We start from the raw sequence: 16,649 nt of genomic DNA, 5'->3' as shown, positions 1-16,649 counted from the left end.
TGGCTGAGCTACCAGACCAATTCGTTCTCCACTCGCCGTATGCTGCCTTCGCGCATCGGTGCTTTGTCATATACTTCTCTGCCGCTGTAGAACGGATGATGCTCCCCTTCCGGTGAAATGCCAATGACATCATCACCTTGCCACTGGGTTATGAACGATTGTCCGATTGCGGTTTCAACCGTCTGGCGGCGCGATAGCGGGAACGTAATCGTAATCGTTTCTCCAGCTGCTGCTGCGCCAAGCAGCAGGAAGCATTCATTCACCCAGCGGCTCGGCTCGCTGCCCTTGCCCTGCTCCGTGCTGCCGTTCAGCTCGCGGGTAAAGGCTACCTTCGCAAAGCCCGCCCACTCGGGTATACGGACCTGAAGCCGCGGAATATCGCGGTGGATATGCAGCACCAGCTTGCCTTCATGCGGCAAATAGCTGTCGACATCGAGCCAAGCCGAGCTGCGGTTGAGCAGGAAATTAACGCTAACGGTACCTTTTTTCTCGGTAACCGTGTTGCTCCAGCCCATGAACAGCCCGCGCGTGCCCGAGCCGAGGCAGCAAATTTGCAAATCATTCGTATGTCCCCGCCCGTGGTTGACGTTGCAGCAGAAATCATTCGGTGCCGAGTAGCCAGCAAAAGCGCCTCGCGTACGCTTGGCAATATTTTCATGCGTAATTAGTCCAGGAATGTTGCCGGATCGGTCCTCCGTTTCCTTTACCCAGTCCATATCGAGCAGCTGCGACTCGGCAAGGTGGTTGCGAATATAACGCTCGGTCACGCCCCAGTAACGGGTATAGCCGCTTTGCGCGAGCGTAATGCCCGTAGCGATGAGATCGACGAGCGAGCAGGTTTCATGCTCATAGGCCTGCTCCTTCATGTCGCCCGGCGTCCAGCCGAAGGCGGTACACTGGGTTACTGCCCAAGCGTAGCTTTTTTCAACAAAGCTGAGCAGCGCCGCATCCCCTGTGAATACGCCAAACCGCGCCAATGCGTCGAGTGTTCCAAGCCTCGTATGAAAATGTCCGCTTCGGTAAGCGAGCGCATCGTTAAAGCTGCCATCGGCGTTGAACACGCCGCTTCGCTGCACGATGAGGGCCGTGAAAAACTGGCACAGCTCGAACGCATCCGCATTGCCGGTCAGCTCATGGTATTTCAGCAGCGGCATAACGAGCCGTCCACAGAAGGCAGCGGGATCTGGCGCAAGCCGCAGCAGTATGGCATTGGACGAAGGCCAGCCGCCTTCCTTATATTCTGACGCCGGATAATACCACACATCGCGCTCCTTGATTGCAATCCGTTTAAGCGCCGCAACATGGTTATCCGCCGCCTCCTTCACGAGCGGATCACCCGTCTCCATATACCAGCTCGTCAGCGATAAAATGACCGCGCGCTGGTCGATCAGATTGGCATTCGGCTCCCAGTTGTGATGCGGGTTCGTCTGGCGATAGCTAAGGCCATCTTCCTTGAAAAAAGAGAGCAGATTCGCCCGGTATTTCTCCTCCGTCTCCTTGCCGAACGTTTCTCCAGACATATGGCGGGCCAAAATCATCCCGTCCACCATCCGGCCATGAGACGAGCCATAATCCCAGTCCCCATGTGTCAAATTGGCTGGTTCCTTCATCAGGTTTGCAGCAAAAAAAGGGATATCGTTATAGTCGCGGTCTGCCATTCCCACAATTGCATTCATTGCATGTCCTGCTCTGTCCGCAAGCGTCAGCGTAGCTGGTATTTGTCTCGTTTGCATCGCAAGTCTCTCCCTAACGTTTATTGCGGCGTTTTTTCGACTGCGCCGCGGTATTCGCCAATCGTTTGCCCGGTTTTCTTTTTGAAAATTTGGCTGAAGTAACGGTAGTCCTCATAGCCGACAAGCTCGGCTATTTCATAGTTTTTATACTGCGGATAACGCATCAGCTCGGTCGCCTTGGCAATCCGATATTCGGTTAAATAATCGACAAAATTGCTGCCCGTCGTTTTCTTAAACAAACGGCCCACATAATCGGCATTCAAAAAGCGGCTTTCCGCGATTTGCGGCAGGCTAAGCGGCTGGTCATAATGCAGCTCAATCAGCTTTTGGATTTCGCGGATCAGCTGCTCGCCATGCCGTCCTTGGCTATTGCCGCGCGGGGCAGCAAGGGCCGGCAATATTTGCTCCTCGAACAGCCGCTTAACCGATACATGATCTTTGCGCAGCCGGATCAGCTCCATATAGGCGAGTGCGCTTTTCCCGCTCAGCTGCTCTAGACTTGTGTGCGCCGCTTGAAGTTGCCGCTCCAGCGCATGCACCAGCATGGTGGCGCTGCGCCGCAAACCATCCACCGTCTGCGAAGGAGCCGCAAGCGCCGTGAAAAAACGATTGAATTCCGCGCGCAGCTGCTCCACATTGCCAAGCTGCAGCTGCACGAGAAACGCTTGTTCCAGCTCCGCCGGGTAAAAATCGCCATTTCCAGCACCTGTAGGCAAATGCGGTTGTTGCTTACTCGGCTTACCCGGCTTCTCCACCGGCTCCAACTCACACTCCACGAATTCCATGATCGCTATTTCTCCGAGCTGCCTCCCGTCCAGACGCCGCTGAAGCTTGCTGTAGACAACTGGAAGCTGATTAGCAAGACAAGGCTTGTTCCCAGCAGTAATGCTGTAGCTTGTGCCCGTCTCCTCGTGCAGCGTGCCTTGAAGCAAAGTGGCAAGCCGCTGTATTTCCATATGCTCGAAGCGGCTGCCAAACAAACAGATGGCTATTTCGCCAAGGTTAACCGGGGAGGCGGCTGCGATAAACGTCCAGCAGCCTTCAAAATAAAAGGACTGGCACTGCTGCAGCCTGCGCTCTATTTTCCCAACTGCCTCTTGAATGCTGGCCTGCTCCGTATAATAGTCCGGATGTGCGAGAAGCAGCAGCGCTTTTTGGTCTGAATCTCCGCCCGGAAGCTCAGTTAAGCTCTGCGTCATAGATGCTGTCTTTATCTCTGATATTGCTGACGACTGAGCAGAAGCTTGGGTCTGATCCTGTGTAGAGCGCATGCCTCGCTGCAAAACGTCGAGCAACCATTTTCTCCGGCTGTCCCGCTGCTGCTGCTCTTGCCGTAGGCCGCGTTCCTCCAGCAGCGCGAGCGCCTTGCCCAGCACCGTAATCAGTTCCTCCCGCTTAAGCGGCTTGAGCAAATAATCAAACGCCTTATGGCGGATGGCTTCCTTCGTATATTCAAAATCCGAGTAGCCGCTGACGACAATCGTCACAACGTCTGGCAAAGATTCCGCCAGCAGGCCGAGCAGTTCCTTGCCGTCGAAGCCCGGCATACGCATATCGAGAAAGAGCAGATCGGGTTTATGCAGCAACGCAAGCTCGTAGCCTTCTTCGCCATCAACCGCTTCACAGGCAAGCTCAAGCCCTAGCTCCTCCCATGGAATCATTTGAATAAGTCCTCGCCGTATCCAGCGTTCATCGTCTACAACCATGACCTTGCGCATGGCCCGCGCCCCCTTTCTACCGCCCTCGTATTATTCGCTTAGCCTTTCACAGAGCCCGCAGTCAAGCCGTCAATAATGTAGCGCTGCAGGAACAAATAAATGATCAGCACCGGTGTAATGACAACAATCATAAAGGCAAATACAACGCCCCAATTCGTGCTGTACAGCGTAACAAAGTTAAATACTTGAAGCACAATCGTCCATTTGGTGCTGTCTGTAACCAAATAAAACGGGCCGAAAAAGTCATTCCATACCGATACAATGACGACGATTGAGACGGTCACCAGCACCGTGCTGATGAGCGGCAAAATGATTTTAAAGTATAGCCGGAAGTAGCCGCAGCCTTCCAAAATCGCAGCCTCATCCAGCTCGCGCGGCACCGATTTAATGAATCCAACGAGCAGAAACACCGCAAACGGCAGCAGCACCGCCGTATAATACATAATGATGCTTAAGTAGCTTCCTTTAATATGCAGCAAATCCATCAGCCGAATCGTCGGAATGATCGACACGGGGACAATCAGCCCCATAATGAAGGCAAGATAGACGCCTTGCAAAAACTTCCCGCCGCGCCGCTGGATGACGAATGCAGCCATCGAAGCGAAAAAATTAACGCTGACGACGACGAGCGCCGACAGCAGGAAGCTATTTTTGAAACCACGCAGCAGATTATCCTGATTAAATACCTCTTTATAATTGCTGAACACCCAATTGCTTGGCAGCGACAGCCCGAACAGCGCCGACTCCCGGATATCCTTAAAGGAGTTAATGAATATCATAAAAAACGGAATGAGAATGAGCATAGCCAGGCAGATCGCGAGCAGCTCCAGCAGCAGAGGAGAATATTTTCGGCTTCTCACATTTCCACCTCCCTCTTCTTCATTGCCAGCAATACCGGAATGCCCACAAGCGTGACCAGTACAAACAGCAGCATGTTAATCGCCGTCGCATAGCCCATTTCACCGGAGCTGAACGTATTGCGGATGTACGTATAAAATACTTCCGTCGTGTAGCCTGGGCCGCCTTCGGTCAGCACCATTACGATTTCGAACACCTTCATCGAGCCAATCATCGCCAGCAGCACGTTAACCGTGAACGCCGGTGCGAGCAGCGGAAAAACAACATGTTTGAACCGCGTCCAATAGTTCGCCCCATCAATAGATGCGCTCTCCGTCAAATCCTTCGGGATGAACTGCAAGCCCGCCAAATACACGACCATCGAAAAGCCAGCCACTCGCCAAATGTCGGTCATAATGACGGTGAACAGCGCGAAGCGCGGATCATTCAGCCAATCCTGGACCATAAAATCGATGCCAAGCATCCCGAAAAACTGATTGACGATGCCATGCTCCGGATGATAGATCGCCCGGAAGATGTAACCGATAACAAGCGGAGCAATGACATACGGCATAAAAAAGATCATCCGAAGCAGATTGCGCAGCTTCAGCTTTTCATTCAACAATAGCGCCAAGGCAAGGCCGACTGCATTTTGCAGCAGCGTAACGGCGGCGGCGAAAATAAGGGTGTTTATAAAAGCCTGCTTCAGTCGAGGCTCGTTAAACAGCTCCTTGTAATTTTCAAGTCCAATAAATTTAATCGCATCGGCGTTAATATTCCAGTCGGTAAAGCTGTAATAGATTCCGATAATGGTTGGCGTAATGAAAAACAATAAAAATACGAAAACTGCCGGAAATGAAAAATATAGCGGATATTTGCTTCTCTCCATAGGGCCTGCCCTCCTGCTCCTGCCTTGTTTGGCTGGGATGGCGAGGGGCGAAGCCTCGATGACCTTAATCGTCTCGATCACCTTGATCGCATCGCCCGCAGTACCTATCCCGTCCGATAATTAACAGCTTCGGCTTGCTCTGCTGCCGTCTCTGTGTTTTATTTTTGCCCCGTTTATTTATTCAAAGCCTTCAAGACGCTTAGAGTTGCCGTCCTTCACATAGTTCGCATCCATTTCTTTGATCGCGGTGTCCACGTCGCCTGTGATATGGAAGTTTTGCAGAATTTTGCCCAAGTCCAGGAACGATGCCGTCAGGCGATTTTGCACATTGACCTTCGATTTGCCTTCATCAATATAGTCTTTAACCGTCTGCTGCATCGGATACAGCTCGCTGGTCGCATCCTTGAACACCGGAATGCCCGGCTGGCTTTGGTAGAAGGTATTGACGCTTTCTTTCGAAATCATAAATTTAACCAATTCTTTGGCAGCATCCAGATTTTTCGCCTTCGATGGCACCATCAGCTGGTTCGGAGGCGTAATCATGGCCGTGCCTGTGTCTGTTGCAGTTGGGAATGGGAAGAAGCCGATTTTATTCGTTACAAAATCTTTGCCAAACTTCTTCTCAAGCTGTGGCAAAATGCCGTCCAGCATAAAGGCCATTGCTACCTTGCCTTCGCCCAGCTCGTTTTGCAGCTCGTCGAATGTGCCGGACAGCGTATTTTTTTGGAACAAGCCGAGATCCTTGATTTCCTTCGATTTTACAAAAAGATCCTTCAGCGCCGCGATGTCCGACAGCTTCAACTGATTGACGTTCAGCTTCTGCACGCCTTCGTCGCCGATCTCCTGATCGACCTGGCTAACCCAGCCGGTCAAATAAAAGACTTGCGTCGGCCAACCATCTTTTACCCCCTCGTAAAACGGCGTTACGCCGTCGCCCTTCAGCTTTTTAGCAATTTCAATTAAATTCGCATAATTTGTTGGAGCGGCAACGCCGGCTTTTTCAAATACATCCTTATTGTAAAAGACGCCCATCATGCCCGTTTTGCCAAATGGCACTCCATAAGCTTTGCCAGCCGCATCCTTCTGGAAGTCCACAATTGTATCGATAACATTGTCCCAAACGCCAGCCTCGCCGGACCATTCGTACAGCGTCTCATCCGCTCTGAGCTTTACATATTGCTTCGTGCCCGGCTGCATGAGGAATACGTCAGGGAAATCACCTGTTGAGAAGCGAGTTTTCAGCATATTGTCATAGTCGCCGCCTGGCAGCGCCTGTACCTCGACTTTATTGCCCGTCTTCGCTTCAAATTCTTTGAAAATAAGATTGTAAGGCGTGACATCCTCCGTATTCGGAATTAGAAAGGTCAGCGTAACGGGCTTTGCTGACGGCTGTGCGGACGCTTCAGCTGCTGCTGTTCCCTCCGGGGCATTCGTCCCTTGCGAGCTGCCATTGTTGCTGCCGCAAGCCGTTAGTGAAAATGCTCCCAGCATTAGCGCCATTGTGAGGTGAACCGCTTTCATCTTTCTCATGATAAGACACCCTCTCATTCATAATGATCTGCCTCTTTATTGTATTGAAAGCGCTTCCTTAATTCTGTCTATGATTTTGACTTCTAATGTTGAATATTCCGACTTTTATGAATACGTTTCCAAATATTCAGGAATAAGGAGCTTAATTTCGGTCCCTGCACCTTTGCGGCTGTTAATATGAAACTCGAAGCGGTCGCCATAACGAATCCGATAACGCGAATACACATTTTGCACACCGATGCCGCTGCGCGTGTCCGAGCTCAACCCTTCGCCTTGTTGAAGCGGAGGCTTCAAGCTGCTCCTGATATCGGCCAAATGCTTGTCGGATATGCCCACGCCGTCGTCTTTGACGGTAAGCGTTATGCTGCCGCCCTCTCTGCTGACGATTACAGCGATCGTTCCTTTGCCGCGCTTGCGCTCAATGCCATGGAATACCGCATTTTCAACGAGCGGTTGAAGCGTCATTTTAAGCATAGGAAAGCTGTAGAGGTCGTCATCAATTTGCTGCTCAAAGGAAATTTTGTCTTCAAAGCGAATGCGCTGAATGTTCATATATGCTTCAATTTGCACAAGCTCCTCCTGCAGCGTAACGATTTCATCCTTGTTTTTCGTATTGTAGCGAAAAATATCAGCGAGCGACTGTGCCATTTCACTAATTTCCTGAACTTGATAATAGTCGGACATCGCCCGGATGCTGTCGAGCGTATTGTACAGAAAATGCGGATTGATCTGCGAATAGAGCATGGCGAGCTGCGCCTCCTGCAGCTTAATCTGATTCACATACCGCGTCTCAATCAAATTTTGCAGCTCATCCTGCATCGCATTGAAGTTCATGCCGATTCTGCCGATTTCATCATTGCGCCGCACCTCGACGCGCACCGAAAAATCGCCGCGTTTAATGCGGTTAACCGTCTTGTACAAGTCTAGAATCGGCTTCGTAATCCGCTGCCCGAACAGGACCGAAATAATCAGCGTAATCGCAAAGGCAATGAAAGCGGTCACAATAACCGTCGTCTTAATAATATCTAATGCGCCAAAAATATCATGCTTCGGCACGATTAGCACAGCCTTCCAGTTCGAATAAGCGGAATTCGTGTATGACACTAGTCGATCCTCTCCATCCAGATTGAGCCAAAACTTGCCTTGACTGCCGTTAATACGGCTTGTCAGCTCCTTCCCGCCTGCATAACGCTGCGCATCACCAGGCGCATAAACAAGCCTGTTGCCTTCGTCAAGAATAACAATGCTGCTGTTTGCCGAAAGCCCGTCGTTGCGGCCAATGCTGTTGAACAGCTCGGCGCGGTATTCGGCACGCACTAAAATAAACTGCTCGGGATTGGAAAAATCGCGAATCATAATGGAGGAAAAATAGGCCGTTTCCCCATCCACTGTCCGGTCTGCCGCTGGGATGAAGCCGCTGTAAAACACTTCGCCATCCTTCGCTACCGTTTGGCGGAACCATTCGGAGCCCCGCACCTTCGCCGGGTTATGCTGTCCGCTTTCGTCAGAGGAGCTAAGCAGCTCGCCGTTGCTATAATAAATTTGAAAACGCAAAAAATCACGAATTGGCGTTACATTGAAGCTTTTCAAATACAAATCGCCGATTTTCTGCCGAAACAGGAACCGTTCGCGATCGCTAAGCTCGGGGTAACGATTAACGCCGTCAATATAGCTCTGCTCATTGTAGGAGGCCAGCAGCAGATTGCGCTTGCTATGAAAATCATTGTCCATATTTTTTTCAATTTGCTGGACGAGCAGCAGGCTGGCAGCCTCCGCTTGAGTTGCCATCGTTTTGTAGGAAATATAGAAGGAGACCGAACCGACCAGTGTAATGCACACCAAAATAATAATAAAGTAGCTCAGCAACAGCTCATTGCGCAGCCGGATAATAATTCCCCCTCAGGCCAAACCTGTTTTATTTTCATTATAACGAATCGGGCGAAGCGAACCTATAACAAAAAGCGTTTATCGTGAACTTCCAACCACTTAAGAGAGGGTGGCTTCTTGCTCAATGAAGCTACCGCCGCAAACGACATTTTGCTTTCATAATCCAGACCCTGTAAAGGGACACTATGAGGGTTACACCAATAAATCCAGAAGAAACAACCCAAGTTGAATTATGCTAAAATGTAGCTAATGTATCATGTAGATATCCCTCATGTACAAAGGAGAATTGAAAATGAGAAAACTCGTTCTATTTCTGCACGCTTCGCTTGACGGTTTTGTAGAAGGACCGAATGGTGAAATGGACATTGGCTGGGTTTCCTACGATGCTGATTTGGAGAAACACGCGAGAGAAATTCTGAGCACTGCCGACACTGTCATTTGGGGACGTGGGACTTATCAGATGATGCACAGTTACTGGCCATCTGTGCTTTCGGACCCATCAGCTTCGCAGCATGAACGGAATCATGCCGAGTGGATCGAAAAGACAACAAAACTCGTTTTTTCCACGACACTGGAGAAAGTCGAATGGAATAATTCCAAACTCGTGAAAAAAGATGTCGAGGAAGAGATTAATAACCTCAAACAGCAGCCAGGTAAGGATATCGTCATCCTCGGCAGTCCTAGGTTCGCACACCACCTTATGCAGCTTGATTTAATTGATGAGTATAAAATTACGGTTTCTCCCGTCCTGATCGGTAAGGGATTGCCGTTATTCCAAGGTCTCAAGGAGAAGATCAATCTTAAGCTAATCGAAAACAAGACCTTTGATTCTGGAGCCATAGGTCTCGTTTATCAGACGGTAAGATGATCTTGTCACTTAAGGTGATTACGCTCCCTCGAGGAACGATAGTTCAATGATTGAAGCGGCCGACCAGAATTTGGTCTGCCGCTTTGTTTTTTATAATCAAAGCTTCTATCCGCATGATTGGTTGTTTTTTTATATTGTGATGTATTCGGCTACCCAGTCTGGTCACCCATACTAGCTCAAACGCCTCTTCGACGTTAATCTGTTTTGTCATTTTCTTCAAAGCAGCTGTCAATGTGCGATGTTTCCCATCTGCCAGGTAATAGGTTTTTTTTGAAAGCATACTCGTCATCCCCCACTTTATAGAGGGAGTTCTAAAAACTAACGTTTAAAAAGCCCAGAGCAGCTTCTGAGATAAGAGACGGCTCTAGGCGAATGAACTTGCTTCCTTTCATTATGAAACTGAAAAATAAATCGTAAAAACGGGGCTTTTCTTCCGAAATCTTGCTCGCACAGCAGGCTTGGCTTAACTAGTCTTTAACTTGACTGGCAAAGCGGTAGGAGCCGGAGCCGATTTCCAGCACCGTTTGGCTGCCAAAGGCTTCAATCACCTTAATATCCTCGCTGCCAGATGGACTAGCTGGAAGCAGCTCTGTAGAAGTTATTGCACCCTCGAGCGTATGAATGGCTGCTCCATCGATTGCCTTGACCGTCCCAGGAATGTATAGCGTTGCCGTCGTATTAGCGGGAATGCTCACGTTTAACTGGAACTCGCCGGACTTATCGATTTGCCAGTCTACTTCGATTTTTCCATATAACGAAGAGAAATGGGATTTCACATAAGCAAGGCCGCCGCCCGGCTGAGGACGGACAATCGCATGACGGAAGGCAGGTGCTCCCTTGTCTGCTTCAATGCCTGCCATATAGCGGAACATCCACTCGCCAACGGAGCCTAGCGAATAATGATTGAATGAATTCATCTGCGGCGTCTGGAAGCCATTTTCCTCCGTCCAGCCATCCCAGCGCTCCCAAATGGTCGTCGCTCCATGCTTGATGGAATACATCCACGATGGAAAAGCCTCCTGCGTCAGCAGCTGATAAGCTACGTCGAGCCGGCCGTTATCAGATAGCGCGGGCAGCAAATAACCAACGCCAAGGAAGCCTGTCGTCAAGCGCTTGCCGCGGCTGGCAATATCCGCTGTGAGATGGTCGACTGCCTTTAACCGCAGCTCGTCTGTCAGCAGACCAAATTGCAGCGCAAGCACATATACCGTTTGCGTCTCCCCATGTATGCGGCCCTCCTCCGTTACAAAAGCAAGGCGGAATGCTGCGGCAATGCCCTGAAACAGCTGCTCCAGCCGACGAACATCCTCCTCCTTGCCCAGCACGCCGGCAATTAATCCAAGCACCTTCGTGCTGTAGGCAAAATAAGCGGTTGCCAGCACCTCGTTTGGCGTATCGGCATCAATGGACAGCCAGTCGCCATAGTTGGCATAGTTCGGCCTTACTAGCTCTTCGGTCGTTGCGTGCAAGTAATCGACCCATCTGCTCATCGCCTCGTAATGCGTTTCCAAAATCCGCACATCGCCATACATTAAATACAGCGTCCAAGGGATAATGACGCCAGCATCGCCCCAGCCTGCATTATCTGGCGCATACCAGTTCAGGCGCGTGCTCCAGTTTTTATAGCGAATCCAGCCTGCATCCGGCGCCACATCGGTGAAAGCGCCCGAAGGCTGCTGGCAATCAATCATATCCCACATAAATTTATTGAAAAACCTTGCCACATCCATATTGTACGAGGCTGTACGCGCAAAAATCTGCGCATCCCCCGTCCAGCCGAGACGCTCATCCCGCTGAGGGCAATCGGTTGGTACCGACAAGAAGTTGCCCCGCTGCCCCCAAGTAATGTTGGAAAACAACTGATTAATCATCGTATTCGACGTTTCCAAATGCCCAGTCTCCGGCGTGTCGGAATACACAACCTTGCCCATAATTGTATCCAAATCAGGCTCGCCGGGATAACCAATCAGCTCCACATAACGAAAGCCATGGAATGTAAAATGCGGCTCATAGCGCTCCAGCCCTTCGCCTTTAAGCGTATAATGCTCCTGCTGAACAGCAACGCGCAAATTTTCCAAATACAGCGAGCCATCAGGACTCAGCATTTCCGCATGGCTGATCGTGACCGTCGTGCCGCGTTCTCCGCTAACGCGAAGCTCCGTCCAGCCGACCATATTTTGTCCCATATCAAAAATATAGCTGCCGCCCGGTGTCCGCTCCATTCGGATCGGCCTAATCGTCTTCATTACCTTAATCGGCGGTTCGTTAGACGCCACCAGCATGCCGTTATAGCCAGGCCGCACATCCGGATCCTCCCATAGGCTGTCATCAAAGCCTGCTTCCGACCAGCCCGCCATTTCAAGCCGCGCGTCATAAGCTTCACCCATAATAAAATCGGAATATAAAATAGGCCCCTTGCTCACCTTCCACGTATGATCGGTTGCGATACTTTGCTTCGTGCCATCCTCATATTCCACGTAAGCCTGCATCATAAAAAACGGACGCTCTCCGTACACCTTGTCGCCAAGAAATCCAACCGTTCCCGCATACCAGCCTTCTCCAATAATGGCGCCAAAGGCGTTGTCGCCTTCATGCAGCAGCGGCGTAATATCATAAGCCTGCACCTGTGAGCGGACATTGTAGTCCGTAAAGCCTGGGGCAAAATAATCCCCTACACGCTGCCCGTTAACGTACAGCTCGAACAAGCCGAGCGCTGTCACATAGGCCATGGCGCGGCGCACCTTGCCACTCAAGGTGAATGACTTGCGCAAGTGGGGCGAAGGCTGTCTGCCTGCTGCCCCCTCATCATGCTTGCGGCCAATCCATTTCCCCCGGTATGCTGCCCTATGAAGCAGTCCTATCGTCCAGAGGGAAGGCTTGCTCCATTTCGATACACGCCCATAATTGTCCCAGACGCGCACCTTCCAAAAACATTCGGCTTCCGCCTCAAGCGGGCTGCCGCCATATTCCACTTGGATCGACTCGCTCGATTCTGTTTTCCCACTATCCCAGCGATCGCCATCATCTGCGGCCAACCGTTCTATTGAAGAAGCGACCAGCACCTGATACGCCGTTTGGCGAACAGAACGCTCCTCTGAGCGGAGCTTCCAGAACAAGCGCGGCTTAGCCGCTTCAATACCAAGCGGATTCGTCATATACTCCGTTTTGCAATCTTCAATGGTTAATGCCATTAAACTTCAGCCTCCTGAAATTTTATCGCTTTACATATTTTCATCTTCTGGCCTCTTCTGTTTGTCTGTATGCTTTCTCCTATGCTTGCTCCTTGGCCTTCTCGGAGCTGTTATGAACCAAACGCTCATGCAGAAAATCAACAATATGCTGCACCTGCATTTGGCCGTCACCATGCTTGGCTGCTCCAAGCTTCATTTGGAGCAGGCAGCCCGGATTGCTCGTGAGCAAATAATGCGCCTTTGTCGCATTGGCATGCTCCATTTTGCGCTCCAGCAGCCCGCCCGCCATTTCCGGCTGAACAATATTGTAAGTGCCCGCCGAGCCGCAGCAGCGGTCAGCCTCAAACATTTCTACAAACTCAGCCCCACTTACCTCCCTCAGCAGCTTCCGGGGAGCATCAGCAGAGCGCATCACATTGCGCAAATGGCAGGAATCCTGATACGTAATCCGAATCGGCTGTTCCTTTATCTGGGCGGTAGCAAGCTTGCCGGAACGGATCAGCAAATCACTAATATCCACCACACGCTTCGTCAGCCACACTGCGCCTTCCCTCCACTGCTCATCCTCATGCAGCAAATGATCGTATTCCGATAAGATGGCGCCGCAGCCGCCCGCATTGGATACGATGTAATCCACACCAGCTGCCTGAAAAGCAGCAATGTTCCTCCTCGCAAGTGACCGGGCATCCTCCGTCTCCCCGCTATGTGCGTGAAGCGCTCCACAGCAAGCCTGTGTATCCGGTATGACAACCTCAAAGCCAGCTTCCGTCAGCAGATCCACCGTCTTGATGTTCGTTTCCGTGAACAGCATATCCATGAGGCAGCCGCGAAACATGCCCACTGTAGCTATTTTCATCCCTTTGGCCGGATGATGGCTGCCGATTTTCTGGACAATGCCTTTGCTTGAGGCATTCGGCAGCACTTGCTCCATCTCGCTCAAATGAGCTGGCAGCAGCTTCATAACGCCAGCGCTGCGCGCTAGCTTCCGAAGCCCGGATTGCTGATACAGCTGCATAGCTCCGCCGAGCAGCCGCACCCGCTTCTGGTGAGGGAAAAGCTGCTTGAACACCACCTGCCGCAGCGGCTTCACCCACCACCGGTGGCTTTCCGTATGCTCTTCAATCGCCTCCCTCGTCTGCTCAATGAGCTGGCCATATTTCACATCTGCCGGACAAGCCGGCTCGCAGGCACGGCAGCCGAGACAATGGCTCATCTGCTCCTCAAAGGACTGGTCGGGCATCATCAAACCATCAGTAACCGCTTTCATCAATGCAATGCGGCCGCGTGGCGATTCCGCCTCAATACCCGTTTCACGAAACGTTGGGCATGCAGGCAGACAGAAGCCGCAGCGCATGCAATTCGTCAATTGATCCTCATCGAGCCGCAGCTTGAGCTTTCCAGCAAGCTGAAGCTGCGGGGAGCGCGGCGAACTGCACGCTGGTTCCGTTCCATGCGTATTTACGTTTGCGGCTGTTGCTGCGGCTGATGATGTAATTCCAACAGTTAGCCTTTCTTCCGTTTTAACCATGCTGTAGCACCACCCTCTTGCGCGACTGTTTGGCAAATATTTTGCCGGGATTGAGCAAATGGTGCGGATCGAACGCCTGTTTAACGGCCTTCATCACTTCGATGCCTGCGGAGCCGACCTTCCATTCGAGATATGGGGATTTCACAAGGCCAACGCCATGCTCGCCTGTAATCGTCCCGCCGAGCCGAATCGCTGCCTCAAAAATTTCCTCAAACGCCGCCTCAACGCGGTGAATTTCTTCCTTATCCCGTGCATCAGTCGTTGCTGTAGGATGCAGATTGCCGTCGCCCGCATGGCCGAAGGTACAGATCGTCACTTGATGCTTGTGGGCAATTCGATTAATTTCAAGCACCATTTCGGCGATTTTGGAGCGAGGCACCGTCGCATCCTCAAGAATCGTCGTTGGTCGCAAGCGTGCGAGTGCGGTAAAAGCACTGCGCCTTGCCGTCAGCAGCTTGAGCGCTTCTTCTGGACTTTCAGCGACGCTGACGCTGTGCGCCTGCTCGCTTCGGCAAATTTCCTCAATCCGGGCAATGTCCCGTTCTACCATTTCTGTTTCTCCGTCCTGCTCGATGAGCAGAATCGCCTCCATATCGAGCGGCAAGCCAAGCTTGGCAAAGTCGTCGACCACCCGCACCGTCGCATTATCGAGAAATTCGAGCGTTGAAGGAATGATGCGGTTTTCAATGATTTTGGACACGGTTCGCGCCGCGCCATACAAGTCCTTATACATCGCCAGCATCGTCTTCTTGTACTTTGGCGGCGGCACTAGCTTAAGTGTCGCTTCGGTAATAATCGCAAGCGTCCCTTCCGAGCCGACGAGCAGCTTGGTCAAATCATAGCCTGCTACATCCTTCATCAGCTTGCCGCCGGTACGAATAATTTCGCCGCTGGCCAGCACCGCCTCCAGGCCGAGGACATAATCCTTGGTCGTGCCGTACTTGAGTCCGCGCAGCCCTCCGGAGCATTCGGCAATGTTGCCGCCAATGGTTGAAATCGCCATGCTGCTCGGATCGGGCGGGTAAAATAAGCCGAGCGACTCCACATGGGTGATAAAAGATTTTGTAATGAGGCCAGGCTGGACGATTGCAACCAAATTTTCAAGATCGACCTCCAAAATGCGATTCATCCGGTGCATGACCATCACTACTCCACCCTCTACAGGAACAGTACCACCGCATAAGTTCGTGCCTGAGCCTCGGCCGATGACGGGAATGCGATGCGTATTCAGTACTTTCATAATCGCACTCACCTGCTCCGTGCTCGCGGGATAGATAACGCCGTCTGGTAGCGCTTGCAGCATTGGTGTCCCATCATAAGAATGAGTCACAAGCGACTGCGGATCATCTTTATAAAAATCGCTTCCCACTATAGCGAGCAGTTGTTGTCGAATCGGTTCCTGCAGCATATTGATGTCCCCTTCCATAAAATAAAGCTTCAACCCATTAATCTATTAATTAATCAGGTCATCTGATGACTTTGAATTGAAAAAAGTATACAATAAAATAGATAAAAGCGAAAGCGTTATTTTGGAGCATGCTAATTCGTTGTTTGAAGGGAGTTAATATGGAGATTAACCCAAACCGGCCGCTCAAAAGCTACGAGTGGGTCATGAACGATATTAAGCAAAAAATGGACGGGGGCTCGCTCGCCCCAGGCGATAAGCTCTCTTCTGTTGCCGACCTTGCCGCCTCCTATGGCGTTGGGCAATCAACGATCCGCGAGGCATTGAGCGCGCTGCGGGCCATGGGCAGGCTGAACATTCGCCAAGGCAGCGGGACGTTTGTTACAGCTCCTCCAGAGCCTGCTACCCTATCGGCTCCAAGCTTTCTCTATGACAAAGCGTGGATGGACCGTGCGGAGACGCTGCGACATATTTTGGAGGTGCGTAAGGTGCTGGAAACTGGCTGCGCTGCGCTGGCTGCCCGCAATCGGACCGAAGCCGATCTTGAAGCGCTGGCCTCCATTTTGAAGAGCATGCATGAACGCCTTGGCGATGAAGCCTTCAGCGAGCAGGCAGATATCCGCTTCCATCAGGAGCTTGCGAAGGCGACGCATAACCCCGTGCTGCTGGAGATGATGGAATCCTTGTCCACCAAGCTGCATGAAAGCATGAAGGATACGCGGGCTCTATGGTTTTATGCCGAACGCTCAACTGCGGAGCGATTGCAAGGCGAGCATCAGGCAATCTATGCTGCCATTGCTGCACAGCAGCCAACGGAAGCATCCCTGCTTATGGAGGCGCATATTTCCAAGGTGGAGTCCGTGCTGCTGGGCAAGCTGGCTAGCGGATAAATGCACCAAGCAAAAACGACTTCGTCGTCCTTCTGGGACGACCGAAGAGCTTTGTCGGAGAAATATAAGCCCATTTATACGTGTAAAACTTATAAATTCTTATATTTCAAGGTGAAACGGCTGTCGCCGTCCTTTGGCGGTGCGGCGCGTTTCAGTCCGAGAAATATAAGGGT

Annotated in this window: 12 protein-coding genes; 2 read left to right on the top strand and 10 right to left on the bottom strand. The window is 51.3% G+C overall.

The genetic code is table 11. The features are described 5' to 3' along the window. Nucleotides 1-8: 8 nt before the first annotated feature. The 6 genes from AC50YG_RS03265 to AC50YG_RS03240 form a co-directional block, all read right to left on the bottom strand. Nucleotides 9-1,733, bottom strand: coding sequence for a hypothetical protein (locus tag AC50YG_RS03265; protein ID WP_494824660.1), 1,725 nt, complete (start codon nt 1,731-1,733; stop codon nt 9-11). Between the two features lie 20 nt (nt 1,734-1,753). Next, entirely contained in the window at nt 1,754-3,451 is a 1,698-nt protein-coding gene (locus tag AC50YG_RS03260; RefSeq protein WP_494824659.1) for a response regulator transcription factor, read from the bottom strand. Between the two features lie 38 nt (nt 3,452-3,489). Beyond that, a complete protein-coding gene (locus AC50YG_RS03255) occupies nt 3,490-4,311 on the bottom strand; it encodes a carbohydrate ABC transporter permease (RefSeq protein WP_473758566.1) in 822 nt (273 codons plus the stop codon). After that, on the bottom strand, nt 4,308-5,177 hold the full coding sequence (locus AC50YG_RS03250; RefSeq protein ID WP_494824657.1) for a carbohydrate ABC transporter permease: 870 nt from the start codon (nt 5,175-5,177) through the stop codon (nt 4,308-4,310). The genes AC50YG_RS03255 and AC50YG_RS03250 overlap by 4 nt, the downstream gene beginning before the upstream one ends. A 177-nt stretch (nt 5,178-5,354) precedes the next feature. Further along, nucleotides 5,355-6,707, bottom strand: coding sequence for an ABC transporter substrate-binding protein (locus tag AC50YG_RS03245; RefSeq protein ID WP_494824655.1), 1,353 nt, complete (start codon nt 6,705-6,707; stop codon nt 5,355-5,357). 105 nt (nt 6,708-6,812) lie between these two features. Next, nucleotides 6,813-8,573 carry a sensor histidine kinase gene (locus AC50YG_RS03240; protein WP_473758563.1) on the bottom strand — a complete coding sequence of 587 codons (1,761 nt, stop codon included), beginning with the start codon at nt 8,571-8,573 and terminating at the stop codon, nt 6,813-6,815. Between the two features lie 313 nt (nt 8,574-8,886). Between AC50YG_RS03240 and AC50YG_RS03235 the strand changes: the two genes are divergently transcribed. After that, complete coding sequence (locus AC50YG_RS03235) at nt 8,887-9,462, top strand: dihydrofolate reductase family protein (protein ID WP_494824652.1); 576 nt, start codon at nt 8,887-8,889, stop codon at nt 9,460-9,462. Nucleotides 9,463-9,505: 43 nt separating this feature from the next. Here the strand turns inward: AC50YG_RS03235 and AC50YG_RS03230 are convergent, their stop codons facing one another. From AC50YG_RS03230 to AC50YG_RS03215, 4 genes are all read right to left on the bottom strand, one after another. Further along, nucleotides 9,506-9,742 carry a hypothetical protein gene (locus AC50YG_RS03230; protein ID WP_494824650.1) on the bottom strand — a complete coding sequence of 79 codons (237 nt, stop codon included), beginning with the start codon at nt 9,740-9,742 and terminating at the stop codon, nt 9,506-9,508. 187 nt (nt 9,743-9,929) lie between these two features. Continuing rightward, nucleotides 9,930-12,653: a glycoside hydrolase family 78 protein gene (locus AC50YG_RS03225; RefSeq protein ID WP_494824648.1), complete on the bottom strand. Its 2,724-nt coding sequence runs from the start codon at nt 12,651-12,653 to the stop codon at nt 9,930-9,932. A gap of 79 nt (nt 12,654-12,732) precedes the next feature. After that, the gene (locus tag AC50YG_RS03220; protein WP_494824646.1) at nt 12,733-14,181 is read right to left on the bottom strand and encodes a (Fe-S)-binding protein; all 1,449 of its coding nucleotides are present in this window, start codon (nt 14,179-14,181) and stop codon (nt 12,733-12,735) included. After that, on the bottom strand, nt 14,174-15,589 hold the full coding sequence (locus AC50YG_RS03215) for an FAD-linked oxidase C-terminal domain-containing protein (protein ID WP_494824644.1): 1,416 nt from the start codon (nt 15,587-15,589) through the stop codon (nt 14,174-14,176). The genes AC50YG_RS03220 and AC50YG_RS03215 overlap by 8 nt, the downstream gene beginning before the upstream one ends. Before the next feature lie 158 nt (nt 15,590-15,747). On the opposite strand from AC50YG_RS03215, the gene AC50YG_RS03210 reads away from it, so the two are divergent. Beyond that, nucleotides 15,748-16,476, top strand: coding sequence for a FadR/GntR family transcriptional regulator (locus AC50YG_RS03210; RefSeq protein WP_473758557.1), 729 nt, complete (start codon nt 15,748-15,750; stop codon nt 16,474-16,476). The last annotated feature ends 173 nt before the right edge of the window (nt 16,477-16,649 follow it).

This window comes from Paenibacillus sp. J31R34 (assembly GCF_059383715.1).
Note: the sequence above shows the minus strand (reverse complement) of the source record. Positions and strands in the feature narration are given on the sequence as shown.